Below are 25,902 nucleotides of genomic sequence, written 5' to 3' on the forward strand. Positions count from 1 at the left end.
CGATCATTCACCCCTTCTTTCTTTTCACCGACCCCAGGAGTTCAGACGTGTCGACCAAGATTCCCCTGCTGGTGCTCAACAGCCTCTCGAGCGCCCACCAGGCCCAGATTGCCGAGGTCTACGACATGACCTACGCCTTCGGCGACGCGCAGCGCGCCGCCGCCGTCGCCGAGCACGGCCCCAAATTCCGCGCGGTGCTGACCATCGGCGTCATCGGCCTCACGCCCGCCGAGATCGACGCCATGCCGGCGCTCGAACTGGTCTGCTGCATGGGCGCGGGCTACGAGGGCGTGCCGCTCGAGGTCACGCGCGCACGCGGCATCGCCACCGCCAACGGCGCCGGCACCAACGACGACTGCGTGGCCGACCACGCCTTCGGCCTGCTGATCAGCATCGTGCGCGAGTTCCGCACGCTCGACCGGCTGTGCCGCGAAGGCGTGTGGCGCGAAGCCATTCCGCAGCCGCCGAACGTGTCGGGCAAGAAGCTCGGCATCCTGGGGCTGGGCACCATCGGCCAGAAGATCGCCAAGCGCGCCGCCGCCTTCGACATGGAAATCGGCTATCACAACCGCAAGCCGCGCGAAGGCGCCACGCACCGCTACTTCGACGACCTGAAGTCGCTCGCCACCTGGGCCGACTTCCTGGTGCTGGCCGCGCCGGGCGGGCCGGCGACCAAGCACCTGGTCAACGCCGAGGTGCTCGACGCGCTGGGGCCGCAGGGCTACCTCGTGAGCATCGGCCGCGGCAGCGTGGTCGACACCGAGGCGCTGGCGAAGGCGCTGCGCGAGCACCGCATCGCGGGCGCGGGCCTGGACGTGTACGAGAGCGAACCCAAGCGCCCCGAGCCGCTCATCGGCCTGGACAACGTGCTGCTCACGCCGCACATGGCGGGCTGGTCGCCCGAGGCCACGCAGAAGTCGGTGGACCACTTCCTTGCGAACGCCCAAGGGCACTTCGCGGGGCGCGGCGTGCTCACGCCGATCTGATCAGAACCGATCAGGAGAGGGCCGGCGGGCGCCGCGCCGCCCAGCCGCAGGCCTGGTCGTAGGCATGCCCCAGCCGCAGCACCTCGAGGTCGGCATGGATCGGCCCGGCCAGCTGCAGGCCCATCGGCAGCCCACCGTCGCCGAAGCCCGCGCGCACGTTCAGCGTGGGCAGGCCCGCCAGCGTGAAGGGCGTGACGATCTCCATCCAGCGGTGGTAGGTGTCGCTCTTCACGCCGTTCACCTCGGCCGGCCAGTGCAGTTCGGCGTCGAACGGGAACACCTGCGCCGTCGGCGCGACCACGAAGTCGAAGCGCTCGAAGAGCTTCAGGAACGCGCGGTACACGTTCGAGCGGTAGTGCGAGGCCTGGTACAGCGAGGCGGCGTCCAGGTGCCGGCTCTGCTCGATCTCCCATTGCGCCTCGGGCTTGAGCTGCGCGAACAGCTTCGGGTCGCTCAGGTAGGCGCCGAGCTTGCCGCCCACCAGCAGTTGGCGCAGGCGCAGCCAGGCGCTCCAGTTGTGCTCGCGCGGCACGTCGAGCGTGCAGGGCTCGACCTCGCAGCCGATGGTGCGGAAGGTGTCGAGCGCCTGCTCGCCGAGTTCGCGCACGCCCGGTGCCAGCGGCAGTTCGGGCCAGAGGCTGCCGAGCCAGCCGATGCGCAGGCCGCGGCCGTCGCCGTCCAGCTGCAGGTCGTCGGGCGAGGGCAGGGCGTGCGGCGACGACAGCGGCACGCGCGTGTCGAAACCCGCCTGCACGGCCAGCAGCCGGGCCGTGTCTTCCACCGTGCGGCCCATCGGGCCCTCGCAGCCCAGCTGCTGGAAGAAGAGCTCCTGCTCCGGGTCGCCGGGCACACGGCCGCGCGAAGGGCGCAGGCCGATCACGTTGTTGAAGGCGGCGGGGTTGCGCAGCGATCCCATCATGTCGCTGCCGTCGGCCACCGGCAGCATGCCCAGGGCCAGCGCCACGGCCGCGCCGCCGCTGCTGCCGCCCGCGCTGCGATCGGGCGCGTAGGCGTTGCGCGTGATGCCGAACACCGTGTTGTAGGTGTGCGAGCCGAGTCCGAACTCGGGCGTGTTGGTCTTGCCGATGACCACGGCGCCGGCCGCGCGCATGCGCGCCACATGCAGGCTGTCGGTGCGCGCGGGCGAGCGCGGCGACAGCGGCGAGCCCATCGAGGTCGGCAGGCCGGCGGCGTGGCTCAGGTCTTTCACGGCCAGCGGAAAGCCGTGCATCCAGCCGCGCCGTTCGCCGCGCGCCAGCTCGGCGTCGCGTTCGTCGGCCTCGGCCAGCAGCTGGGCGGGGTCGCGCAGGGAGACGATGGCGTTGAACCGCGGGTTGAGCGCGTCGATGCGGGCGAGCGACGCCTGCATCACCTCGCGGCAGGACACGTCGCGGGCCGCGATCTTGCGCGAAAGTTCGGTGGCGCTGAGGTCAGGCAGGTCGTCGAAAGGCATGGCGCATGCGGGAAAAGGAGGGGGCGCCCAGTATGGCGCGGCGCTCGCATAATCGCCGCGTATGGAAACAAAGTGGCTCGAAGACTTCATCAGCTTGGCGGAAACCCGCAGCTTCAGCCGCTCGGCCCAGTTGAGGCACGTGACGCAGCCGGCGTTCTCGCGGCGCATCCAGGCGCTCGAGGGATGGGCCGGCACCGACCTGGTCGACCGCAGCTCCTACCCCACGCGCCTCACGCCCGCGGGCCAGACGCTGTACAGCCAGGCCATCGAGATGCTGCAGTCGCTGCAGAGCACGCGCGCCATGCTGCGCGGCCACTCGGCCGCCGGCCAGGACGTGATCGAGATCGCCGTGCCGCACACGCTGGCCTTCACCTTCTTTCCCTCGTGGGTCACCAGCCTGCGCGAGCACTTCGGGCCGATCAAGAGCCGCCTCATCGCGCTCAACGTGCATGACGCGGTGCTGCGGCTGGTCGAGGGCAGCTGCGACCTGCTGATCGCCTACCACCACCCCTCGCAGCCGCTGCAGCTGGACGCCACCAAGTACGAGATGGTCAGCCTGGGCGAGGAAACCGTCGCCCCCTGGGTCAAGGCCGATGCCGAGGGCGCGCCGCGCTACCGGCTGCCGGGCCGCCCGGGCCAGCCGCTGCCCTACCTGGGCTATGCGCCGGGCGCCTACCTCGGGCGCGTGGTCGACCAGCTGCTCAAGGAGTCGGGCACGGCCATCCACCTGGACCGCGTCTACGAGACCGACATGGCCGAAGGCCTGAAGGTGATGGCGCTCGAAGGCCACGGCATCGCCTTCCTGCCGCAAAGCGCGGTGCGCAAGGAGATCAAGGCGCGCAAGCTGGTGAGTGCGCTGCCGCCCGAGATCGACAGCCTCGAGGCCAAGATGGAAATCCGCGCCTACCGCGAGCGCCCCAGCGCGCCGGTCCCGGTGAAGGGCGGCGCCGGCCGCTCGGCGGCCCGGGCCGGGCTGTCCGAAAGCCTGCAGCCCAAGCGCACGGCCGACGCCCTGTGGTCCTACCTGGTCGGGACCCAGCCGCCGCACTGAACGAGCGTGAACGGCGGGCAGATTTGTGCACTGCACAATCTATAAGCACCACGCATACGACCCCCCGCAATCAGCATTGGCGGCCCGGCCACGGCGCCACTACAGTCGCGGCAGTTTTTTTCGGCCGTTGCACGCCGGGGATCGCCGGTCGCTGCCTGCGCCACGCACAGCCGCCCGAATGCCGGGCACAAAGGCTGCTTAGTGAAAGTCGGACAATGCGAAATGTCTGGATTGCACCAGGCTGGCGCCCCGATGGGCGCAGCCGGTGCGAGGCGGGCGGCGATGCCCGTGGAATGCACCGGGTTGGTCCGGGTATCCCGCAAAATGCGAGTGTCTAGAATTTCGTTCTATTTGTTTCAGTCACCCTCAGGAGCTTTTCGTATGAAAAAACAAGTATTGGCATTGGCTGTCGCAGCGCTCGCCACCAGCGGCGCCTTTGCACAGGCCAATGACACCCTGGCCAAGATCAAGGCCTCGGGCACCATCACCGAAGGCGTGCGTGAGTCCTCCGGCCTTTCGTACACGCTCGGCAATGGCCAGTACACCGGCTTCCATTACGACGTCTGCGCCAACATCATCAAGGACCTGGAGAAGGCCGCTGGCAAGAAGCTCGAAGTCAAGTACCAGCCCGTGACTTCGCAGAACCGCATCCCCCTCGTGCAGAACGGCACCGTGGACATCGAGTGCGGCTCCACCACCAACAACGCCACCCGCCAGAAGGACGTGGCTTTCGGCGTGACCACTTACGTCGAAGAAACCAAGATCGTCGTCAAGGCCAACTCGGGCATCAACTCGCTGGCCGACCTGAAGGACAAGACGGTCGCCACCACCACCGGCACCACGCCGCTGCAGACCGTGCGCAAGCAAAAGCGCGCCGAGAACCTGACCTTCAAGGAGGTCTACGGCAAGGACCACTCCGACAGCTTCCTGCTGCTGGAAACCGGCCGTGCCGACGCCTTCGTGATGGACGGCTCGATCCTGGCCGCCCTGGCTGCCAAGTCGAAGTCGCCCAAGGACTACAAGATCCTGAACGACGTGCTGGCCGTGGAACCCATCGCCATCATGATCCGCAAGGACGACCCCGCCTTCAAGAAGGCCGTGGACGACAGCATCAAGGCCCAGGCCAAGTCGGGCGAACTCGCCAAGCTGTATGACAAGTGGTTCCTCAAGCCGATTCCCCCGGCCAACGTGACCATCAACCTGCCGCTCGGCGAAGCCACCAAGAACGCGTGGGCCAACCCGAACGACAAGCCGGCCGAAGAGTACGTCACCAAGGAATAAGCGCGCGTCGCTGCGTGAATGGACGCCCACCTTTCGCGGTGGGCGTTTCTTTTCAAGGGACGGTTTTTCGAAAAGAAGCTGAAGGAGTAAACACACATGGGAAACTGGGATTGGCAGGTCTTCCTGCAAGACCCCGGGGGGGAATATCCGAGCTACCTGCAATGGATGCTCTCGGCCTGGGGCTGGACGGTGTCGGTCGCGCTGCTGGCGCTGATCGTCGCGCTGGTGCTCGGCTCGCTGATCGGCATCATCCGCACGCTGCCCGACAGTCCGTGGCTCGTGCGCTTCGGCAATGCATGGGTGGAGCTCTTTCGCAACATCCCGCTGCTGGTGCAGATCTTCCTCTGGTACCACGTGATTCCGGCGCTGGTTCCCGTGATGAAGGGCGTGCCGAGCTTCATCCTCGTGGTGCTGGCACTGGGCTTCTTCACCTCGGCGCGTATCGCCGAGCAGGTGCGCTCCGGCATCCAGGCGCTGCCCAAGGGCCAGCGCTATGCGGGCATGGCGGTGGGCTTCACCACCGCGCAGTACTACCGCTACGTGATCCTGCCGATGGCGTATCGCATCATCATCCCGCCGCTCACGAGCGAGACGATGAACATCTTCAAGAACTCGTCCGTCGCGTTCGCCGTGTCGGTCACCGAACTCACCATGTTCGCCATGCAGGCGCAGGAAGAAACCTCGCGCGGCATCGAGGTCTACCTGGCGGTGACGGCGTGCTACGTGGTGTCGGCCCTGGCCATCAACCGGCTCATGGCGTACATCGAGAAGAAGACCCGCGTGCCGGGCTTCATCGTCTCGGCCAGCGCTGGTGGCGGAGGACACTGACATGATGAATCTCGACCTGTCCTTCTACAACTGGGACGTCATCAGCAACTTCGTCATCAAGGGCTTCTACTTCAGCATCATGCTGACGGTGGTGGCCACCATTGGTGGCGTGATCTTCGGCACGATCCTGGCGCTCATGCGCTTGTCGGGCAAGAAGTGGCTCGATGCGCCCGCGGCGCTGTACGTCAACGGCATGCGAAGCATCCCGCTGGTGATGGTGATCCTGTGGTTCTTCCTGCTGGTGCCGGCGTCGTTCTATTCGCTGTTCGGTTCGCTCGGCTCGAACTACCGCTCCGAGATTTCGGCGGTGATCACCTTCGTGGCGTTCGAGGCGGCCTACTTCAGCGAGATCATGCGCGCGGGCATCCAGTCGATCCCGCGCGGCCAGGTGAACGCGGGCCAGGCGGTGGGCATGACCTACGGCCAGAACATGCGCCTCGTGGTGCTGCCGCAGGCCTTCCGCAACATGCTGCCGGTGCTGCTCACGCAGACCATCATCCTGTTCCAGGACACCTCGCTGGTGTATGCCATCGGTGCCTACGACATGCTCAAGGGCTTTGAAACGGCGGGCAAGAACTTCGGCCGTCCGATCGAGGCCTACCTGCTGGCGGCGGTCGTGTACTTCGCCATGTGCTACGCCCTTTCCTGGCTGGTGAAGCGCCTGCACAAGAAAATCGCCATCATTCGCTGATTGAGTGGCTGAACTGAACCGGAGAGAAACAAATGTCCGAAAAAATGATTGAAATCAAGAACGTCTCCAAGTGGTACGGCCCGGTGCAGGTGCTCAACGACTGCTCGGTGAACATCTCCAAGGGCGACGTGGTGGTGGTGTGCGGCCCGTCGGGTTCCGGCAAGTCCACGCTCATCAAGACCGTGAACGCGCTCGAGCCCTTCCAGAAGGGCGAGATCACCGTCAACGGCATCCCGCTGCACGACCCCAAGACCAACCTGCCCAAGCTGCGCTCCAAGGTCGGCATGGTGTTCCAGCACTTCGAGCTGTTCCCACACCTGTCGGTGACCGAGAACCTCACGATCGCGCAGATCAAGGTGCTGGGCCGCACGCCCGACGAAGCCAAGACCCGCGGCCTGAAGATGCTCGACCGCGTGGGCCTGATGGCGCACAAGGACAAGTTCCCCGGTCAGCTGTCGGGCGGCCAGCAGCAGCGCGTGGCGATTGCCCGTGCGCTGTCGATGGACCCGATCGTGATGCTGTTCGACGAACCCACCTCGGCGCTCGACCCCGAGATGGTCGGCGAAGTGCTCGACGTGATGGTGAGCCTGGCCAAGGAAGGCATGACCATGATGGTCGTCACGCACGAAATGGCCTTCGCCCGCAAGGTCGCGAGCCGCGTGATCTTCATTGACGTGGGCGGCAAGATCCTCGAAGACTGCCCGAAGGACGAGTTCTTCAACCACCCGGAAAACCGTCAGCCGCGCACCAAGGACTTCCTCAACAAGATCCTGCAGCACTGATTCGCTGCCGCACCCAAAAAAAGCCACGCTGTCCGCAGCGTGGCTTTTTTCATGGGGCTTGGTTCAAGGCTCAGGGCAGCTGCGCGATGTGCTCCGTCAGCAGGTCGAAGAAGCCCTGCGCATCGCCGTCGATGACCCACTGCACGTTGGCCGGCCGCTTCAGGCTGCCGTGCCAGTCGGCCACGGTCTGGCCGAAGCCCATGCCTTCGCGGCTGTCGATCTCGACGTGGATGCGCCGGCCCTGGAACAGGTCGGGGCGCAGCAGGTAGGCCGTCACGGTGGCGTCGTGCACCGGGCCGCCGGGCATGCCGTAGTGGGCCATCTCCTGCGGCGCGTAGGCGCCGAGGATGTCGGCGACGATCGCGCCGGCGCGGTTGCCCAGCTGGCGCAGCCGCGCGATGCGCGCGTCGCTCGTGAGGATCTTGTGCGTCACGTCCAGCGGCAGCATGGTGATCGGCACGCCGCTTTTGAGCACCGCCGCGGCCGCATGCGGGTCGGCGAACACGTTGAACTCCGCCACCGGCGTGATGTTGCCGCCGTTGAAATGCGCGCCGGCCATGAGCACCAGCTCGCGCAGGCCGCGCACGATGTCGGGCGCCTGTGCGAGCGCCAGCGCGAGGTTGGTCTGCGGGCCGAGCATGGCGAGCGTCACGCTGTGCTCGGGCGCGGCGCGCAGCGTGCGCACGAGGTAGTCGACGGCGCTGCCCTCGGCCAGCGGCACGGCGGGGTCGTGCACCGCCACGCCCGTGAGGCCTTCGCGGCCGTGGATGTTGGCGGCGTAGATGGGTGTGCGCTGCAGGGGCCGCTCGGCGCCCGCGTAGACCGGAAGCTCCGGCCGTCCGGCCCATTCGCAGGCCAGGCGTGCGTTGCGCGAGGTCTTGGCCAGGGGAACATTGCCCGCCACCGTGGTCAGCGCCTGAATCGCCAGCGATTCGGGCGCCGCCAGGGCGAACAGCAGCGCGATCACGTCGTCCGCGCCGGGGTCCGTGTCGATGATCAGGGTGTGCATGGCGACATTGTCATGCCGCCCCCGATCCACGGCGATGCGCGGCTTACTTCGCGCGCGCCGCGATGGCCTTCTCGGCCTTGGCCACCAGGTCGACGCCGACGGTCGACTTCCACTTGTCGTACACCGGGCGCGTGGCCTTCACGAAGGCGTCGCGCTCGGCCGGCGTGAGGTTGGTCACCGTCACGCCCATGGCCGCGATGTCCTTCAGCACGGGCTTGTCGGCTTCGACCAGGCCCTTGCGCGCGATGGCGATCTCCTGCTTGCCGGCGTCGAGCGCGGCCTGGCGCACGATGGCCTGGTCGGCCGGCGTCCACGAGGCCCAGATTTCCTTGTTCACGACGAACACCAGCGGATCGGCCACGTAGCCCCAGGTAGTGACGAACTTCTGGCCCACCGTGTGCATCTTGAGCACCGTGAACAGGAACAGCGGGTTCTCCTGGCCGTCGACCGCGCCGCTGGCGAGCGCGGGCTGCGCGTCGGCCCAGCTCATCTGCGTGGGGTTGGCGCCCAGCGCGGTGAGCATGTCGGAGTAGATGGGTGAGCCCACCACGCGGATCTTCATGCCCTTGATGTCGGCCGGCGACTTGATCGGCTTCTTCGAGTTGGTGATCTCGCGGAAGCCGTTCTCGCCCCAGGCGAGCGGCACCACGCCGGCCTTGTCGAGCGTCTTGAACATGTCCTTGCCCACCTCGCCCTGCGTGAGCGCGTCGATGGCCGCGTAGTCGGGCATCAGGAAGGGCATGGAGAACAGGTTGAGCTGCTTCACTTGCGGCGACCAGTTGATGGTCGAGCCCACGGCCATGTCGATCACGCCCTGGCGCAGCGCGCTGAACTCGCGCGTCTGGTCGCCTTGAATGAGCGACACGCCCGGGTACAGCTTGATGTTGATGCGGCCCTGGGTGCGTTCCTTCACGAGGTCGGCCCAGATCTTCCCGGCCTGGCCCCACGGCGTGGGCGGGCCCAGCACCAGCGACATCTTGTACTCGGGCTTGTAGGTGGCCTGCGCCATCGCGCCGGTCGAGAACAGGCCGAGCGTGGCGGCGACGGCGGCAAGGCCCAGCAGGGTGCGGCGGAATTTCATGAGTGAGGTCTCCTCTTTGTCTGTCGATGGATCGAAAAAATCAGTAGCCCAGCTTGCGCGGCAGCCAGAGCGCGAGTTCGGGGAAGGCGATCACCAGCACCATCACCACGAACATCGAGAACAGCATCCAGCCCACCCACTGCACGGTTTCTTCCATGCGCACCTTGGCGATGCGGCACGAGACCATGAGGTTGACCGCCAGCGGCGGCGTGAACTGGCCCAGCGCCACCTTCAGCGTGAGGATCACGCCGAACCACACCGGGTCCCACTTGTAGTGCTGCACGATGGGCAGCAACAGCGGCACGAAGATCAGGAAGATCGACACGCCGTCCAGGAACATGCCCACGGTGATCAGCAGCAGGATCAGCAGTGCCAGGATGCCGTACTCGCCCAGCCCCGAATTCACGATGGCGCGCGTGACCGGATCGATGACGCCCAGCGTCGAGAGCGAGTACGCGAAGATGCCCGCCAGCGACACCACCAGCAGGATCACCGCCGACAGCTCGCCCGACTCGCGCAAGATCACGAACAGGTCGCGCACCTTGATCGTCCGGTGGATGCACATGCCCACGAACAGGCCGTAGAACACGGCGACCACGGCCGCCTCGGTGGGCGTGAACCAGCCCGCTCGCATGCCGCCCAGGATGAGCACTGGCGCCGCCAGGCCCCAGATCGCTTCGCGAAAGCTCTTCCAGAACGGCGGGCGCGGCAGCGTCGATTCGAGCGCGCCCATCTTGTGCTTGCGCGCCAGCCACACGGCCGGAATCATCAGCGCCAGGCCGGCCATCACGCCGGGGATCATGCCGGCCGCGAACAGCGCCGGCACCGAGGCGCCGGGCACCAGCACCGAGTACACGATGAACGCGACCGAGGGCGGAATCAGGATGTCGGTGGCCGCCGCGGCGCCCACCACGCTGGCCGAGTAGGCGGCCGGATAGCCGGCGCGGCTCATGGCCGCGATCATCACCGCGCCCACGGCGGCGGCGTTGGCCGGGCCCGAGCCCGAGATGCCGCCCAGGAACATCGCCACCGCAATCGCCACCAACGGCAGCATGCCGGGGCCGCGGCCCACGATGGCAATGGCGAAGTTGACCAGGCGCAGCGCCACGCCCGAGCGGTCGAAGATGGAGCCGACCAGCACGAACATCGGAATCGCCAGCAGCGGGTACTTGCCCAGGCCGGCGTAGAAGTTCTGAGGCACGGCCAGCAGGCCGAACCACTGGGCGTCGGCGTTGGCCAGCGCGATGCAGGCCGCGCCCGCCAGGCCGAGCGCGGCGCCGATGGGCACGCCCACCAGCATCATGAGCACGAAGGCGACGAAGAGCAGGGTGGCGATCACTTGGCGTCGCCCTTCTTGCTGTTGTTGTCGTCAGACTTGTAGTTCGTCTTGCGGCCACGGCGCACCATGAGGCCGATGGCGCGTCCCGCGATCGCGAACGACACGATGGGCAGCCAGATCGAATACCACCAGGCGGGCAGGCCGATGCCGGGCGTGGTTTCCTCGAAGCGGTAGTCGTCCCAGACCATGCGGATGCTGAGCGCGCCGATCAGCGCGAACAGGATGGCGATCATCAGCGCGCCGAACTGGGCCAGGCGCTTGCGCCGCGCCATGGAGCCGCTCTCCGAGAAATACTCGATGCGGATGTGCCGGTCGCGCGCCACCGCGGCCGAGCCGGCCACCAGCGCCAGCATGATCATGAGGAACACCGAGAACTCTTCCGTCCACGCGAAGGACGAGTCGGTGAAGTAGCGCACGATGACGTTGGCGAAGGTGATAAGCGCCAGCGCGCCCATGATGAGGACCGTGAGCCAGTCTTCGATGGCGAGGGGAACCTTGGTGGGTTCGTCGGCGGCTTCGATGTCGGGGGGGAGGGGACTGGCGGCGTCCAGCGTGGGGCCGGACTCGGGAGGAGTTGTCATCGCAGGAAAGGGCAGCTGAGGCAGGCGCCAGGTCACCGGGCGGACGCCGGGACGCGATCCGTACACCTTGACAGGCGAGCAGCGCTCGATGCTAGGGGGTCAATGACCATTCATATATCGGGGGTTTCCTTAGCTGTGGCGGCTGGTTGACTGCCTCTTCGCGGCCTTTGTTCGGGGCGCTGTTGTCGGGGGCGCGTGCAGAGGACACCGGGTACTCCCCTCCGCGAATGTCCCCCGCCCTTCGGGCTCCTCCTTGATTTCGCTGCGGGGAGCACCCGATGCCCTGCGCACGATGAGTGCGGCTGTGACGTTGGCGGGCTGACCGCTGTGGTGGATTGCAGATGGATGTGCGGGGGCGTACCACTGAGCTTTCGTGAGCGACAGGCACTGGCGAAGCAGAAGCCCGAAGGGCTGGTGCCGGATGCGGTCGACATGGACATGGCTGCGTTCAATGTTCGCTTCAGACTGGTTGTTGTCGTTCGATCGGGCGGACCGGAGGGGTGCTATCGGCCACAACCGGACCTTCACAAGCAGGTTAGATTGGCGTCCATGACACGCTCACGAACACCACTTGAGGCCGCTGCAGGCAAACTCATTGCGGCAATTCAGAAGGAGTGGGGCATCGAAGCTGGGGGGCCGGAGGCGGCCGCGAGCGAGGAGGCAATGCATGCGGCCCACGGTCTGTTGCAGGCCGCTTCGAAATCCGGGGCAATCGAGAGCGTCATCGGCTCGAGCTCCGTAGCGACGTACTTGGGCGAGCAGTGGGTTCAGGCTCATCCACAGGTGCTGCCATACATCGAGGCCCTTGAAGGCGCTCAATGAGCAACCGACGTCAAGCGGCCAAAAGCGGAAGTAGAAGAGCACTCATGACCAGCGAAGAACATATCGAGGGCTTAGAAGGCTGGTTCCAGCCTTGGAACGAGCACGATCTGGCGGCTCGACCGCTCTTAAAGATCGGTGGGACATACACCATCTACACGGGACGTCTGACCGAAGGTGAGGTCGCAACTCTGGGCAGGCTGCTTCTTGGATTGCCAGGGGCACGGCCAGGCTCGATGGGCTTCTTCAGTGATTCTTCTGGCGATCCATGCTTAGAAGCGTCGTTTGAGCCATCCGGCATAACCATTGAGGGGCAGGCGTCGTCGGAGCAGTGGACTGCATGGGACATAGCGTTCAGAACCGCCGTCGAGAAAGCCAAGCTGCCGCGCTTCCCAGCGTAGAGGTATAGGTCAACTTGGGGCCGTGTGGTGCCGACCGCCAGTGGGCTACATTCGGCCAATAACGGCCCTTTGTCGTCGCGTCTCCGCTCCTTGTCGGCCGCTCCATCAACTTCTTGTGACGCTCCCCAGCAACCCTTGAACTATGCGCACTCTCATAGCCGCAGCGGCTTCGATAAATCTTCTCGCGGCCTGTGGCAGTGCACCATTGGCGCCGTATCAACCCCCAGTCGCCGGCAGCAAGGCACGAATCAAGTTCTACGACGATGCAAATGGTGTGAGTGCGACTATCGCCGCGAGTGCCCGCTGCTCGGACATTCGTGCGGCACCGACATGGCGGTGGCTGGATGTTCCTGCCGGCAGTCGTGTATACGTCCGGCATTCCAACAGTACAGGGTACCCTGGGAGCACATGCGGCATCAGCTTCTCCTTCGTCCCCGAAGAAGGCGCCTCGTACATCTCAGACCTCAAGGAAAAGATCATCTATTGCACGTTTGAGCAGTGGCGCCAGACCGAAGAGAACGGCGAGAAGCTTCAAATTCCCACGCTACACAAGGAATCTGGCTGCAAACCTGATGAATGACCTCTCCGGGAGGGCTGGCACAGGATATGACGCCGCAGGCAGAACGAGGTAGCACTTGAACGGCTGCTTCGGCGCAATGCGAGTGCCCGCAACGAGCCCATAGCTGAAGTTAACCCGCAGCCAACAAAAGCGTCGAAGGCTTCTGGAGCCCTTCATAATCAAAATCTGCCCCCCGCTTGTTTGAGATACCGATCTTTCGTCATGGATAAATTCTTGCTGCAACAGCAGGTGCTGGAACGGCTCGCCGAAGACTTGCTGCAAGCCGAACAGGCAGTGCGGGCAGCCCATGAAACGGCGACTCATGAAGAGAACATCGCCGAAAACAAATACGACACATTGGGACTCGAAGCCGCCTACCTGGCCACCGGCCAAGCTCGGCGCGCCGAAGCCATACGCCAGGCGATGGCCAATTGGCGCCAATTCCGCCCGCGTCCCTACGACGCCAGCATAGGAATACGGCTCGGCGCGCTGGTCTGCCTGGTCGATTCCGACGACAAGCAGCAACAGCTCTTTCTCGGCCCGGATGGGGGCAGTATGACGTTGGTCAGCGGCACACAGCTTGTTCAGGTCATCAGCAGCGAAGCCCCTTTGGGTAGGGCAATGCTGGGCAAATGCGAGGGTGATGAGGTGTCGATGCAGGTCGCGCCAATCCGACAGCAGTTTGAGGTGCTGCGGGTTCTTTAAGCCGCGACTGGACAGAAGCGGCACGCGTGACATTGAGAGTCAGTCGAAGGCGGCGGACCTCGACCTGCATGGACGCAAACTAGGGTCTCGACGAACGTTCCTCGAGGATTGGCCCCGAATTTCCAGTTGTAGATTTCAGCTGCGCGTTGGCGAGATCTCCAAGACTCCTGATGGCCCCTTCCAAGCGCGGGTCGCCGAGATACCCGTAGTTGATGCGCAGGTGCCGGGTGTATCGGCGGTCGGCTGAAAACAGATGGCCCGGCGCTACGCCTATGCCGAGCCGAAGAGCGTCCTGGTGCAGTGCGAGCGAGTCGACACCTTCTGGCAGCGCGAGCCACAGGAAATAGCCACCCTCGGGGCGCGTGACCCGCGTTCCAGTTGGAAAGTATCGATCGATAAATCGCAAGCATGCAGCCTGCTGGCGGCTGAGCGAATGCCGCAGGGCGCGCAGGTGACGATCGAAACTCTTGTGTTGCAGGTACTCCTGCAACGCCAGTTGCGAGGGGAGTGCCGTCGCCAGCGAGCTCATCAACTTGTTGCGACCCAAAGTGGCTGCAAAGCGACCGCCCGCTACCCAACCGATGCGATATCCGGGTGCCAGGGATTTCGAGAAAGAACTGCAGTGCAGCACCCAGCCAGACCGGTCCCAGGCCTTGGCTGGTGGCGGTCTCCGAGCCCCATGCGCGAGCTCGCCGTACACGTCGTCTTCGATCAGCGGTATGGCGCGGGCGGCGAGCATGCTGACCAGTTGCTCTTTGGCTGCGTCGCTCATGGTGCAGCCCATTGGATTCTGGAAGGTCGGCATGAACCAGCAGGCCTTCACCGGATGCTGGTCGATCACGCGAGCAAGAGAGTCGAGATCTACGCCTGTTCGCGGGTGGGTCTCAACCTCGACCGCGCGAAGACCGCGCCGCTCCAGTGCCTGCAACGCACCATAAAAGGTTGGCGTTTCGATCGCCACGAGGTCGCCTGGCTGCGTCACCGATTCGAGCGCAAGATTGAGTGCTTCCATCGCCCCGCTGGTGATGACCAGTTCAGACGCAGGAACATCCATTCCGACGCTGCCGTAACGCAGGGAGATCTGATGGCGCAATTGGACGTTTCCTGGTGACAAATCCTCGACGGTCTGCCAAGGATCCATCCGCTTGAGCGCTCGCGTCAGGCCGGCGGCAAGTTGTTCGAAGGGAAACAGCTCTGGCGACGGAAAGGCCGAGCCGAGCGGGACCATATCGCGCTCGCGAGCCTGCGCAAGGACCTGAAAGACAAGCGACGAGACGTCGACCGACATGGACCGCAGGACAGGCTCGCTGGCGGCGAGTTCGTGGGTCGGCATTTCCGCGCCCGCTCGAACGAAGTATCCCGACCGCTGCCGCGCTTCGACAAGCCCTTGCGCCTCCAGCAGGTAGTAAGCAGAGAACACGGTGGACGCACTGATGCCCATTTGCGACTTCAGTTCGCGCACGGAGGGAAGGCGATCGTTCGCCTTCAGGCTACCCGCGCGAATACGCTGAGCGATGTTGTCGGCAAGCTTCTCGTAGCGGTTCATGGGCATCTCTTTCTGATACGGTCGTTCTGGACCGCTCCCGAGATTGTCATATCAGACGTCGACCCGCCCCGGCGCGACTACCGGCCTCCTTGCATCTGATACGAGAATTTTCAGCTGATCTGGTTCTGTACGTATCAGCCTGGAAGATGAACACTCGACAGCACGATGAGAGTGCTTCTGTGGTGCAGGCAGACTGCTCCGCCTTTCGACCCATGTCTTGCGTGCCTTTCGACGCGCCTTGCGGACGCCCATTTAGCTCACCGCAACCGTTTCGTTAGGTTGATTGATTGATTGAATTTCCATTTCTTCATCGGTCTATTGAGCTACTCGCCGCACTCGGGCACTTCGCCGTCTGTCACCATTGATATCCCTTCAATCATGAATTCAATCCCTATCTCTTTTGTTATTTTCAAGGTTCTCGTGCTCAGCGTTGGCATGTATTTAGCCGTCAAGTGGCATTACGAACGGGGACAGAAGGACAAGAATCAGAAGACAGCTGCAGTGGTACTGACATCCATCAAGGTGGGCGGGGCGTTCGTCGCTTCTGCGTTCCTCGTGCTCTTCCTCACCTTTGAATTTTGCAATTGGATGGGTCTGGACCTGGCCATGCAGTGATTGGAAGTTTTCGGTCGATAGTCCGGATACGGTGCGACTGACGGCACGACCCTTTCAGAGACGGACATCGACACGATGGCGCGGTATTTGGCTGGCATGCCGACGTGCGAGGCGAGCTCGCCGATGGCAAAGTTCTCGCCCAGAATTCATGTCAAGTGATCGCCTAGCTGCATCGTCTCTGCTCCTGCGCCAACCTGCGTTGGTGCCGGGCATCAGGCCAGTTACCTTCTTGCCAGCAGCCTTGAGGCGGCGCCGGAAATCGATCTGGCCATCTTCGATTTTCATATTCGATGAGCCCGCCGAGTGGCTGCTTGTGGCCGACTGTAGCCGCCGCAGTTAGTGGAATGTAGGGTGCAAAGCGGTTGTTGCGTCCTCAGGAAAGCAGACGTTCAAAGGGACTGACGAGCTTTCTTTCTAGAAGACCGGACATGTTCATAGCAAGCGCAAACGCGTTGGACGCGGCGAACGTGTAGCTCAGGTCATTGGAATCGGTTTCGTGGTGAGAACCACCCACAACGCAGATTTTTGTGTGCTGAAGCTCATAGCCGGCAAGCGGTGCCCGACTGCCAAACCAACTTTGGATTCCATCAAGAGTGGCCTGCCGGTACATCAATGGAATTTCCGTCTCGGCAACGTCCCATATGAACGTCAATCCGGGCGCATCACATGACTCAAAAGCCAGCACTACATGTCCGTACCGCTCTCGGCTGCCTTGCTGTTGAACGTACCGGCCTTCCGCAGTGACGGGGCACTGAAAGCGAAGTTCACGCATTTTTGATCAATTTGGCAGTCGCATTCGATGTCTGGAATTGGCCGATAGTACCCATTCGCGCGAGGCCGAGGGATGTCGGCAACCGCTGCATAGCCGTCCTTCGTGTGCGCCCGCTTCAGACTGTTGCGAGACAGGCCTGCACGCCTGGCTATCTCGCGAATGCACAACCATTCATTTCATTTGCATCTTTTACTCAGAGCAAATCAGCCGGCGCATCATGCCTTGTGCATGTCGTATGGATGCACTTTGGGTCTCGGCTCGACCCACCCGGCCGCTCCGGTATCCAACTACTTCAATTGGAGACCCAAATGAAAAAATTCACTCCCAGCGCCATCGCCAGCCTCCTGATCGCGGGGGCAATCTTGCCGGCCGCCGCCAAGGAGAAAATCGTCGCCCGGAGCATCACGGAAGCGGAAGTCCTGGGGGCCCAGCAGGCCTGGTGCAAGGCGCTGGTCGACATCAGCGCTGCGAATTCCAGCGGAGGGCAGCCGGCCGCCAGGGCGCTGGCCGAAAAGGTCATCGACAGCGCCTACGCCTACCAGCTGGGCGCAGTGCTGTTCAAGCCGACGCTCACGACATCGCCGCAGACCTTTCGCACCGCTCGCGACGGCGCGCTGGCGTACTTCGTGGGCGGCAACCCTGCCTTTCCCAACGACACCGGCTTCGCCCTGAAGGGCTGGACCAAATGCGAGATTGCCAACAGTGCCGTGCTCATCCACGGCGACGTGGCCAGCACGCTGGGTAACGTGCTGTTCACCGACCCGGACGGCAAGGTCACCACGGTCGACAAGACCTGGACTTTCGTGAAGGACGGTGCCGGCAAGCTGCGCATCGTCGTGCATCACTCGTCGCTGCCGTACGCCGGCCGTTGACCAACGCGTTCGAGTGCCGGCAGGCCCAGGCTCTGGTGCGGCGCCTTCAAGGGCCTTCATCTGGTGATGAAGGCCCCTCGGAGGACTGTCATTGGTGGCTCAAAGGCGCGAATCGGTGGCAGAACGGCGTCGTAGCGCTCGACCTGCACCGCAGTGCGTTGCCCCGCGCAACCCTGCGCCAGCGATGAGGTGCCGATGTCGCGCGTCAACAGATTGGGGTTGCCGTGCACGCTTGCACTTCGAGCGGCAGTGGCCAGAGTGGCTGAACGCCTGTCTGTCTTGGGTCAGTAGGCACCCATGTAGTCGCGCTTGCCGATCTCCATACCGTTGTGGCGCAAGATGGCATAGGTGGTGGTCACGTGGAAGAAAAACTGCGGCAGTCCATAGTGCAGAAGGTATGCGCCTGCGGTCAGCTTCTTTTCCTTGGGGGTGCCGGGGCGCAACACGATCTCGCGGCTCTCGCTTGAATCGAATTGCTCAGGCTTGAAGGAGCCGATATGGGCCAAAGCTTTGGCGATCAACGCTTGCAGGTCGGCGAAGCTGACCTCAGTGTCGGGCCAGGACGGCACCTCGGCACCCGCCAGGCGGGAGGCAATGCCCTTGGAGAAGTCTGCGGCGATCTGTACCTGACGTACCAGCGGAAACATGTCAGGGAACAGCCGCGCCTGCAGCAGCGCATTGGGATCGATATTTCTTTGCGTCGCCTGGTCTTCGGCCTTCTTGAGCACGTCGGACAGGGCGCGCAGCATCTGCTGCATGACGGGAACGGAGGCGTTGTACAGCGGGCTGGTCATGGTGAGTTCACTTCTAAAATTTTGGGCACGATGGCCGGAGTTGGCGTGGCAGAGGCCCTGCCGACCATGCAAGGCTAACAGCACAGGGCGAACTCAATCGCCCTGGCTTTTGTGGCCAGCTTTTCTTCCCGCTGGCAGTCGGAGCAGCCGCGTTGAAGGGCAGTTCACTGGCAAGAAGCGGAGCGCGCCGCGAACCCTGCAGCCCGCAGACCAGCCGCTAACCGCCGGTCTCAAGCGCTGCGCGTCGCGCCTTCTCGCTCAGTTGAAACAGCTCTCCCGCCTTGCGAGCGAGTTCAGCCGCAAGCCAAAGCACGTTGTCCAGCTGTCGAGGCCCGTCACCGCTGCACCAGTCGATCTCTTCCCCATGGCATACCCACAGAAGAGCTTCGAGCTGAGAGAGGGTGTTTTCGAGAAGATCCGCCGGGTCTTGGGCGTTGTCTTCGGAAGCTACCGGCGCGCGAGGCCGGGCTATAGTCTTGGTAGCCATTTTTGTGCGTTCCTTCCAAGGCGATTGCACGAACTTGGTTAGACGGCTGGGGTGCTAGTAACACCTCGGCCGTCGCCTTTTGATACCTCGCATTTGCATCGCTGCTTTCGCACCGACGACCTGCCGCGAGGCAAGCAGCCTTCAAACATCTCGGTCGTGGTGGGGGTGTGGCGCCTTTCTTCTTCCCTTGGTGGGGTGTCGAGTGACAGGGGCATTCACTCTAGAGAAGAACCCGGCGAAGTGGCCGGTTCATGCGGCACGAAGTCTCGGCGAGCGCCAACAAATGCAGCTTCTGCGATGCGCCGCGCACGGACCTCGTGGGCCCGCTGCTGCGCCAGTCCGAAGCGGCTCTGAACGCTCACGTCGATGGGGTGCCTTGCGCAGCGAAATCAAGGAGGAGCCCGAAGGGGGGACATTCGCGGAGCAAGGCTCCCCGTCGGCGGGAGCGCGGCAGAGCTTCAGTTCATCCAGCTGCGGGCGCGGTCCAGATGCTCACGGCACTCGCGCACCATGCGTTCCAGCAGCTCGGCGCAGGTCGGGATGTCGTCGATCAGCCCGATGCACTGGCCGGCCGAGACCACGCCGTTGTGCACCTCGCCCGACTCCAGCGCCGCGCGGCCGCGTGCACCGGCCACCAAGGGGCGGATGTCCTCGAACTCGCAGCCGCCCGGACGGCGTTCGGTGGCCACCACTTCTTCGGAGATCGCGTTGCGGAACACGCGCGCCGTGTTGTGCAGCGTGCGGAACATCAGCTTGGTGTCGCGCTCGGTCGCGGCCACCAGTGCCTGCTTGATGTTGTCGTGGATCGGCGCTTCCTGGGTCACGCAGAAGCGCGTGCCCATGTTGATGCCCTCGGCGCCCAGCGCGAGCGCGGCGGCCATGCCGCGGCCGTCGGCGATGCCGCCCGACGCGATGATCGGAATGCGCAGCTTGCGCGCCGCCACCGGCAGGAGCACGAGGCCGGGCACGTCGTCCTCGCCCGGGTGGCCCGCGCATTCGAAGCCGTCCACCGACACCGCGTCGACGCCGTTGCGCTCGGCCGAGAGCGCGTGGCGCACCGAGGTGCACTTGTGGACGATCTTCACGTCGTGGCGCTTCAGGGCCTCGATGAAGTCCTTCGGGCTGTTGCCCGCGGTCTCCACGATCTTCACGCCGCTGTCGATGATGGCCTGCACGTACTCGGCGTACGGCGGCGGCTTCACCGCCGGCAGGATGGTGAGGTTCACGCCGAAGGGCTTGTCGGTCATCGTGCGCGTGCGCGCGATCTCATTGCGCAGGTCGTCGGGCGTGGGCTGCGTGAGCGCCGTGAGGATGCCCAGGCCGCCGGCGTTCGACACGGCGGCGGCCAGCTCGGCGCGGCCCACCCATTGCATGCCGCCCTGGATGATGGGGTAGCGGATGCCGAGCAGTTCGGTGATGCGGGTCTTCATCGTCGCAGCCGCTTACAGCGTGGTCACGAGTTCCGGCACGGCCGTGAACAGGTCGGCCACGAGACCGTAGTCGGCCACCGAGAAGATCGGCGCTTCTTCGTCCTTGTTGATCGCGACGATGACCTTCGAGTCCTTCATGCCGGCCAAGTGCTGGATGGCGCCCGAGATGCCCGCGGCGATGTACAGCTGCGGCGCGACGATCTTGCCCGTCTGGCCCACTTGCCAGTCGTTCGGGGCGTAGCCCGCGTCGACAGCTGCGCGGCTGGCACCGAGGCCGGCGTTGAGCTTGTCGGCCAGCGGCGTCATCACTTCGTTGAACTTCTCGGCGCTGCCCAGCGCGCGGCCACCGGAGACGATGATCTTGGCGGCGGTGAGTTCGGGGCGGTCGCTCTTGGTGACTTCACGGCCGACGAAGCTGCTCTTGCCGCTGTCGGCCACGCCTTCAGCGGTTTCAACGGTGGCGCTGCCACCGGTGGCGGCTGCGGCGTCGAAGCCGGTCGTGCGCACGGTGATCACCTTGGTGGCGTCGGTGCTCTGCACGGTGGCGATGGCGTTGCCGGCGTAGATCGGGCGCTCGAAGGTGTCCGGGCTGTCGACCTTCGTGATGTCGGAGATCTGCGCCACGTCCAGCTTGGCAGCCACGCGCGGTGCGACGTTCTTGCCGTTGGCGGTCGAGGGGAACAGGATGTGGCTGTAGTTCGCTGCGATCGCGAGCACTTGAGCAGCGACGTTCTCGGCGAGGTTTTCAGCGAGGCTGGCGCTGTCGGCAGCGATCACCTTGGACACGCCGGCGATCTGCGCGGCGGCCTTGGCAGCTTCGGCGGCGTTGGCACCGGCCACGAGGATGTGGACGTCGCCACCGCAAGCCAGGGCGGCGGTCACGGTGTTGAGGGTGGCCGGCTTGATGCTGGCGTGGTCGTGTTCGGCAATAACAAGTGCGGTCATGTTCAGATCACCTTCGCTTCGTTCTTCAGTTTGTCCACCAGCGTTGCAACGTCGGGCACCTTGATTCCGGCGCCACGCTTCGGGGGCTCGCTGACCTTGAGGGTCTTCAGGCGGGGCTTGACGTCCACGCCCAGGTCTTCGGGCTTGAAGGTGTCCAGCTGCTTCTTCTTGGCCTTCATGATGTTCGGCAGCGTCACGTAGCGCGGCTCGTTCAGGCGCAGGTCGGTCGTGATGACTGCGGGCAGCGTGAGCGTCAGCGTTTCCATGCCGCCGTCGACTTCGCGTGCGACGGTGACCTTGTCAGCTGCGAGCTCGACCTTCGAGGCGAAGGTGGCTTGCGGCAGGTCGGCGAGTGCAGCCAGCATCTGGCCCGTTTGATTGGCGTCGTCATCGATGGCTTGCTTGCCCAGGATGATCAGCTGGGGCTGTTCCTTGTCGACCAGCGCCTTGAGCAGCTTGGCAACCGCGAGAGGCTGCAGCTCTTCGCTCGTCTCGACCAGGATGCCGCGGTCGGCGCCGATGGCCATCGCGGTGCGCAGGGTTTCCTGGCACTTGGCATCACCGCACGACACAGCGATCACTTCCGTGACCAGGCCCTTTTCCTTCAGCCGAACCGCTTCTTCGACAGCGATCTCGTCGAAGGGGTTCATGCTCATCTTGACGTTGGCAATGTCCACCCCGGTGCCGTCGCTCTTGACGCGCACCTTCACGTTGTAATCGACGACCCGTTTGACAGGCACCAGAACTTTCATGGCTGTTCCTCTTGAATGACAAAAATGGGAAAAGGGGTTACTCGAGCTTGGCGCCCGACTGCTTGATCAGGCGCTCCCACACGGGGCGCTCCTGCTTCCAGGCCGCGGCAAAGAGCTCGGGCGAGCTGTCCTTGATCTCGAAGCCCATGGCCGCGACGCGCTCGCGCACGTCGGGCTGCTGCGTGGCCTTGCGCACTTCGTCGGCGATGCGGTCGACGATGGCCTTGGGCGTCTTGGCGGGCGCGGCAATGGCGAGCCAGCCGGTCACGCGGTATGCCTCGTCCTTCAGGCCTTGCTCGGCCAGCGTGGGCACGTTGGGCAGCGTGCTCATGCGGCGCTCGCCGGTCACGCCGACGGCCTTGAGCTTGCCCGCGTCGATGTGCGGCTTGGCCGCGAGCGCGCTGGCGTAGGCCATCTGGATCTGGCCGCCGATGAGGTCTTGCACCATCGGCGCCTCGCCCTTGTAGGCGACGTGGTTCATGTCGGCCTGCTGCGTGAGGCTCATGTGCGCGCCGGCCAGGTGCGGGTAGGCGCCCACGCCGTACGAGCCGTAGGCGACCTTGCCCTTGTTCGCGGCCACGTACTTCAGCAGCTCGGGGCCGGTCTTGGCGGGCACGCTGGGGTGCACCACCAGCACCAGCGGCGCCATCGCGATCTGGTAGACCAGCGTGAGGTCGCGCTGCGTGTCGTAGGGCAGCTTCTCGTACAAGAACTCGTTGGTCATGAGCGAGTTGCTCAGCGACAGCACGATGGTGTAGCCGTCGGGCGCGGCCTTGGCGACCGTGTCGGTGCCGATGATGCCGGCCGCGCCGGGCTTGTTGTCCACCACGAGGGGCTGGCCCATGCTGGCCGACATCTTCTGGCCCAGCACGCGCGCCAGCACGTCGGTCGCGCCGCCGGCCTGGAAGGGCACGACGAGGCGGATCGGCTTGTTCGGGTAGGGCGCCTGCGCATGCGCGGGGGCCAGCGCGAACAGCACGGCGGTCGATGCTGCCGCGCACAGCAGGGCGCGGCGGGTCGAAGGTTGATGGGTCATGGTTTGTCTCCCGTTCGGTTTCAAAAAATCGTGTCGAAGAAGAAGCAGATCAAGATCACTTCAGCGCGATGCGCGTCTTGAAGGGCAGCGGTTCCAGGGCCTTCTGCAGCCGTTCCTGCAGTGCCGCGGCTTGTGCGCCCGTTGCGGCGGCGTCGATCTGCACATGCACGAGGCTTTCGCCTTCGGTGCTCACTGCGGGGCGGCCCGCATCGCCCACGCCGAGTGCGGCGCAGACCTCGGCGACCGTGGCCGCCACCACCTGCCGCGCGGCCATGGCGCGCAGCTCGGGCTTGTAGATCTTGCCGACGTTGGTCATTGGCATCGTCGCGATCACCGACACCCACTTGGGGCGGGCGGGCGCTTCGTCCACGCGCGCGGAGGTGAAGGCCAGCAGCTCGTCCTCGGTGGCCGAGGCGCCGGGCACCAGCGTCGCGAAGATCACGGGCAGTTCGCCCGCGTAGGCATCGGGCGCACCGACGGCGGCGCACAGCTGCACGGCGGGGTGCGCGCCCAGTGCGTCTTCGATGGTCTTGGGGTCGATGTTGTGGCCGCTGCGGATGATCAGGTCCTTCGAGCGGCCCGTGAGGTGCAGCCGCTCTTCGGCGTCCATCCAGCCCAGGTCGCCGGTGGCGAGCCAGCCGTCGGCGGTGAAGGCCTTGGCGTTGTCGGCCGGATCGACGAAGCCCGAGAAGACGTTGGGCGACTTGAACAGCACCATGCCGGTCTCGCCCTGCGCCACCTCGCGGTCGCTGGCGTTGCCGTTCTCGTCCAGCGCCACGATGCGCACTTGCGCATACGGCAGGCGAAAGCCGACGCAGCCCGCGGGGCCGTTCACGCCGGGCGGCGTGATGGTCGAGATGCCGGCCATCTCGGTCATGCCCAGGCTCTCGTGCACGTGCAGGCCGAACAGGCGCTCGAAGCGCGCGGCCAGCTCGGGCGAGAGCACGGCGGCGCCGGTGCGGCAGTAGGTGATGGACGAGATGTCGGCGCCGTCCAGCGGCACGTTGGCCAGCGCGGCGAGCACCGTGGGCACGGCGGACAGCGAGGTCGGGCGGTACTTCTCGACCAGCTTCCAGTAGTTGGCCAGCACCTCCTTGTTGCGCAGCAGCGAGGGCGTCGGAATGATCACCTCCACGCCCGCCGACAGCGACGACAGCGAGGCCGGCAGCACGCCCGCCACATGGAACAGCGGGTAGCCGTTGATCGAGATGCCTTGTTCGTTCATGCCCGCGAGCTGCACGCTGGCCCACGCGGTAAACACCTGCGCGCCGTGGCTGTGGCGCGCGAGCTTGGGCGCGCCCGTGGTGCCGCCGGTGTGGAAGTAGGCGGCGATGTCGGTGGGCGCGATGTCGCGGCCGCTCACGAGGCGGTCCGAAGGTTGCGCGGCGCGCAGCACGTCGAACTCGGCCACGCCTTCGGGCAACGAACCTGCTGCACCCGGCGCTTCGTCGTGCGGCGCCACGCGCAGCACGGTGGTGAGCGTGGGCACCTGGCCGCGCAGGCGCATCGCCTTCGACCACATGCCCGATTCGGCGTCGGAGCCGTAGGCGATGAGCACCTTGGCGCGGCCCGCGGTCATCAGCGCGACCAGCTTCTCGTCGGTGAGCAGCGGGTTCAGCGGCTGCACGATGCCGGCGGCCTCGCCGCCCCAGAGCGCGAGGTGGTACTCGAGGCAGCCGGGCAGCAGCACCGCCACCGCATCGTCCGGCCCCACGCCCAGCGTGTGCAGCAGGTTGGCGGTCTGGTGGATGCCCGCGAGCAACTGCGCATACGACCAGCGGATGGGTTCATCCGCCGGGTTGCCGCTGCGCAGGAAGGTGAGCGCGGTCTTGTCGCCGAAAGCCGCGCCGGAGTTGCGAAAGAGCTCGTAGGTGCTGCGCACCGTGAGCGCTGCTTCGAGCGGCGTCTCCTCCAGCCGCCGGATGTCGGCGAGACCGCGCACCGGAAACAGGGGGCGGAACGGCGCGCTGGCCGTTCCCGTGGGGTTGTTCTTGTCGTTGCCTGTTGTCATGTTGTCTCCTTGAGGGGGTCTTGCCGGCTGCGGACGGAGGCCGTGTCTTACTGGTTCGTGATCTTGTTGTCGCGAATGACCTTGCCCCAGCGCTCGAAGTCCTGGCGCATGCGCGTGGCGGTCTGTTCCGGCGTGCCGTAGGCCGCGAAGGAGCCCACGCTCTGCAGCTTCTCGCCGACTTCCTTGTCGGCCAGCGCCTTCTTCAGCTCGGCGCTCATGCGGTCGACCACGGCCTGCGGTGTGCCGGCCGGGGCCAGCAGCCCGCCCCACGAGGTGGCGTCGAAGCCGGGGAAGCCCTGCTCGGCCACGGTCTTCACGTCGGGCAGCAGGCTCACGCGCTTGCCGGAGCCCACGGCGATGGGGCGCAGCGTGCCGGCGCGGATGTGCGGGATCACGGCCACGAGGTCGGAGAACATCGCCGGCACCTGGCCGCCGATGAGGTCGGTCACGGCCGGGGCGCTGCCGCGGTAGGGCACGTGCTGCATCTCGAACTTGCCGATGTTCTTCAGCTGCTCGGTCGTCAGGTGGCCGAAGCTGCCGGCGCCGGCGGTCGTGTAGTTGAGCTTGCCGCCGTCGGCCTTGGCCTTGGCGATCAGGTCCTGCAGGCCGTTCACGCCGGGCAGGGCCTTCGGGTTCACCACCATCACGATCGGCAGGTCGTACACCGTGCCCACGGGCGTGAAGTTCTTGAAGATGTCGTAGGGCACGGTGCCGTACAGGTGCGAGGCCAGCAGCGTCGGGGTGGCCAGCATCACGAAGGTGTAGCCGTCGGGTGCGGCCTTGGCCGCGAAGGCCGCGCCGATGGTGCCCGAGGCGCCGCTGCGGTTGTCGACCAGGATGTTCTGCTTGAGCGACAGGGACATCTTCTGCGCCACGATGCGCGAGGCCACGTCGGTCGGGCCGCCGGGCGGGAAGGGCACGACCAGCGTGATCGGCTTGGTCGGCCAGGCCTGGGCGAAGGCGCTGCCGGCCAGCAAGGGAAGGGCCAGCGCGAGCAGGGCGCGGCGCACGGGGTTGCGGGGGGTACGGAGGAACGGGAAGGCCATGGATTTCTCTTCAGGGATGCGGGCGTTGTC

26 protein-coding genes are annotated in these 25,902 nt (G+C 65.2%); 11 read left to right on the forward strand and 15 right to left on the reverse strand.

Annotation, left to right across the window (positions count from 1 at the left end; genetic code table 11):
• The first annotated feature begins 47 nt into the window (after positions 1–47).
• Positions 48–986 (forward strand): 2-hydroxyacid dehydrogenase, encoded by a 939-nt coding sequence (locus AC1RAA_RS22455; protein ID WP_492731713.1) that lies wholly within the window; start codon positions 48–50, stop codon positions 984–986.
• 10 nt (positions 987–996) lie between these two features.
• Here AC1RAA_RS22455 and AC1RAA_RS22460 read toward each other — a convergent pair whose 3' ends face one another.
• The gene (locus tag AC1RAA_RS22460; protein WP_492731715.1) at positions 997–2,439 is read right to left on the reverse strand and encodes an amidase; all 1,443 of its coding nucleotides are present in this window, start codon (positions 2,437–2,439) and stop codon (positions 997–999) included.
• 61 nt (positions 2,440–2,500) lie between these two features.
• Between AC1RAA_RS22460 and AC1RAA_RS22465 the strand changes: the two genes are divergently transcribed.
• From AC1RAA_RS22465 to AC1RAA_RS22485, 5 genes are all read left to right on the forward strand, one after another.
• Positions 2,501–3,490, forward strand: a complete 990-nt coding sequence (locus AC1RAA_RS22465) for a LysR substrate-binding domain-containing protein (protein WP_492731717.1) — start codon at positions 2,501–2,503, stop codon at positions 3,488–3,490.
• A 381-nt stretch (positions 3,491–3,871) separates the two neighbouring features.
• Positions 3,872–4,771 carry an amino acid ABC transporter substrate-binding protein gene (locus AC1RAA_RS22470; protein WP_062471058.1) on the forward strand — a complete coding sequence of 300 codons (900 nt, stop codon included), beginning with the start codon at positions 3,872–3,874 and terminating at the stop codon, positions 4,769–4,771.
• A gap of 96 nt (positions 4,772–4,867) precedes the next feature.
• Entirely contained in the window at positions 4,868–5,599 is a 732-nt protein-coding gene (locus tag AC1RAA_RS22475; protein WP_307582881.1) for an amino acid ABC transporter permease, read from the forward strand.
• A 1-nt stretch (position 5,600) separates the two neighbouring features.
• The gene (locus AC1RAA_RS22480; protein WP_070060204.1) at positions 5,601–6,290 is read left to right on the forward strand and encodes an amino acid ABC transporter permease; all 690 of its coding nucleotides are present in this window, start codon (positions 5,601–5,603) and stop codon (positions 6,288–6,290) included.
• Positions 6,291–6,334: 44 nt separating this feature from the next.
• Positions 6,335–7,072 carry an amino acid ABC transporter ATP-binding protein gene (locus AC1RAA_RS22485; protein WP_056576214.1) on the forward strand — a complete coding sequence of 246 codons (738 nt, stop codon included), beginning with the start codon at positions 6,335–6,337 and terminating at the stop codon, positions 7,070–7,072.
• A gap of 70 nt (positions 7,073–7,142) precedes the next feature.
• Here AC1RAA_RS22485 and AC1RAA_RS22490 read toward each other — a convergent pair whose 3' ends face one another.
• The 4 genes from AC1RAA_RS22490 to AC1RAA_RS22505 are packed head-to-tail and all read right to left on the reverse strand — an operon-like array spanning position 7,143 to position 11,082.
• Positions 7,143–8,081, reverse strand: a complete 939-nt coding sequence (locus AC1RAA_RS22490) for a nucleoside hydrolase (protein WP_492731719.1) — start codon at positions 8,079–8,081, stop codon at positions 7,143–7,145.
• A 43-nt stretch (positions 8,082–8,124) separates the two neighbouring features.
• Positions 8,125–9,162, reverse strand: a complete 1,038-nt coding sequence (locus AC1RAA_RS22495) for a DctP family TRAP transporter solute-binding subunit (protein WP_062471046.1) — start codon at positions 9,160–9,162, stop codon at positions 8,125–8,127.
• A 40-nt stretch (positions 9,163–9,202) separates the two neighbouring features.
• Positions 9,203–10,501 (reverse strand): TRAP transporter large permease, encoded by a 1,299-nt coding sequence (locus AC1RAA_RS22500; RefSeq protein ID WP_307635951.1) that lies wholly within the window; start codon positions 10,499–10,501, stop codon positions 9,203–9,205.
• The gene (locus AC1RAA_RS22505; RefSeq protein WP_070060201.1) at positions 10,498–11,082 is read right to left on the reverse strand and encodes a TRAP transporter small permease; all 585 of its coding nucleotides are present in this window, start codon (positions 11,080–11,082) and stop codon (positions 10,498–10,500) included. Before AC1RAA_RS22505 ends, AC1RAA_RS22500 begins: the two co-directional genes overlap by 4 nt.
• 549 nt (positions 11,083–11,631) lie before the next feature.
• Here AC1RAA_RS22505 and AC1RAA_RS22510 point away from each other — a divergent pair.
• From AC1RAA_RS22510 to AC1RAA_RS22520, 3 genes are all read left to right on the forward strand, one after another.
• Positions 11,632–11,904, forward strand: a complete 273-nt coding sequence (locus AC1RAA_RS22510) for a hypothetical protein (protein ID WP_139701447.1) — start codon at positions 11,632–11,634, stop codon at positions 11,902–11,904.
• A 44-nt stretch (positions 11,905–11,948) separates the two neighbouring features.
• The gene (locus AC1RAA_RS22515) at positions 11,949–12,302 is read left to right on the forward strand and encodes a hypothetical protein (RefSeq protein ID WP_139701446.1); all 354 of its coding nucleotides are present in this window, start codon (positions 11,949–11,951) and stop codon (positions 12,300–12,302) included.
• A gap of 781 nt (positions 12,303–13,083) precedes the next feature.
• Positions 13,084–13,566, forward strand: coding sequence for a GreA/GreB family elongation factor (locus tag AC1RAA_RS22520; protein ID WP_492731722.1), 483 nt, complete (start codon positions 13,084–13,086; stop codon positions 13,564–13,566).
• 79 nt (positions 13,567–13,645) lie between these two features.
• Here AC1RAA_RS22520 and AC1RAA_RS22525 read toward each other — a convergent pair whose 3' ends face one another.
• Complete coding sequence (locus AC1RAA_RS22525; RefSeq protein WP_492731724.1) at positions 13,646–15,112, reverse strand: aminotransferase-like domain-containing protein; 1,467 nt, start codon at positions 15,110–15,112, stop codon at positions 13,646–13,648.
• 378 nt (positions 15,113–15,490) lie between these two features.
• Here AC1RAA_RS22525 and AC1RAA_RS22530 point away from each other — a divergent pair, with 378 nt between their 5' ends.
• The gene (locus AC1RAA_RS22530) at positions 15,491–15,727 is read left to right on the forward strand and encodes a hypothetical protein (protein WP_062471033.1); all 237 of its coding nucleotides are present in this window, start codon (positions 15,491–15,493) and stop codon (positions 15,725–15,727) included.
• Positions 15,728–16,100: 373 nt separating this feature from the next.
• Here AC1RAA_RS22530 and AC1RAA_RS22535 read toward each other — a convergent pair whose 3' ends face one another.
• The gene (locus AC1RAA_RS22535; RefSeq protein ID WP_492731726.1) at positions 16,101–16,499 is read right to left on the reverse strand and encodes a hypothetical protein; all 399 of its coding nucleotides are present in this window, start codon (positions 16,497–16,499) and stop codon (positions 16,101–16,103) included.
• Positions 16,500–16,807: 308 nt separating this feature from the next.
• On the opposite strand from AC1RAA_RS22535, the gene AC1RAA_RS22540 reads away from it, so the two are divergent.
• The gene (locus tag AC1RAA_RS22540) at positions 16,808–17,371 is read left to right on the forward strand and encodes a metal-independent carbonic anhydrase family protein (RefSeq protein WP_492731727.1); all 564 of its coding nucleotides are present in this window, start codon (positions 16,808–16,810) and stop codon (positions 17,369–17,371) included.
• Between the two features lie 284 nt (positions 17,372–17,655).
• Here AC1RAA_RS22540 and AC1RAA_RS22545 read toward each other — a convergent pair whose 3' ends face one another.
• From AC1RAA_RS22545 to AC1RAA_RS22580, 8 genes are all read right to left on the reverse strand, one after another.
• Complete coding sequence (locus tag AC1RAA_RS22545; RefSeq protein WP_492731729.1) at positions 17,656–18,165, reverse strand: DUF1993 domain-containing protein; 510 nt, start codon at positions 18,163–18,165, stop codon at positions 17,656–17,658.
• A gap of 217 nt (positions 18,166–18,382) precedes the next feature.
• Positions 18,383–18,652 (reverse strand): hypothetical protein, encoded by a 270-nt coding sequence (locus tag AC1RAA_RS22550; protein ID WP_492731731.1) that lies wholly within the window; start codon positions 18,650–18,652, stop codon positions 18,383–18,385.
• A 458-nt stretch (positions 18,653–19,110) separates the two neighbouring features.
• Positions 19,111–20,082, reverse strand: coding sequence for an NAD(P)H-dependent flavin oxidoreductase (locus AC1RAA_RS22555; RefSeq protein ID WP_070060187.1), 972 nt, complete (start codon positions 20,080–20,082; stop codon positions 19,111–19,113).
• A 12-nt stretch (positions 20,083–20,094) separates the two neighbouring features.
• Positions 20,095–21,027: an electron transfer flavoprotein subunit alpha/FixB family protein gene (locus AC1RAA_RS22560; RefSeq protein WP_492731733.1), complete on the reverse strand. Its 933-nt coding sequence runs from the start codon at positions 21,025–21,027 to the stop codon at positions 20,095–20,097.
• A 2-nt stretch (positions 21,028–21,029) separates the two neighbouring features.
• Complete coding sequence (locus tag AC1RAA_RS22565) at positions 21,030–21,779, reverse strand: electron transfer flavoprotein subunit beta/FixA family protein (RefSeq protein WP_492731735.1); 750 nt, start codon at positions 21,777–21,779, stop codon at positions 21,030–21,032.
• Positions 21,780–21,816: 37 nt separating this feature from the next.
• A complete protein-coding gene (locus AC1RAA_RS22570; RefSeq protein ID WP_492731737.1) occupies positions 21,817–22,815 on the reverse strand; it encodes a Bug family tripartite tricarboxylate transporter substrate binding protein in 999 nt (332 codons plus the stop codon).
• Between the two features lie 55 nt (positions 22,816–22,870).
• Complete coding sequence (locus AC1RAA_RS22575; protein ID WP_492731738.1) at positions 22,871–24,826, reverse strand: acyl-CoA synthetase; 1,956 nt, start codon at positions 24,824–24,826, stop codon at positions 22,871–22,873.
• A gap of 47 nt (positions 24,827–24,873) precedes the next feature.
• Positions 24,874–25,872 (reverse strand): Bug family tripartite tricarboxylate transporter substrate binding protein, encoded by a 999-nt coding sequence (locus AC1RAA_RS22580; RefSeq protein WP_307635933.1) that lies wholly within the window; start codon positions 25,870–25,872, stop codon positions 24,874–24,876.
• Positions 25,873–25,902 lie beyond the last annotated feature (30 nt).

The organism is Variovorax sp. GW823-FHT04F07 (assembly GCF_058795995.1).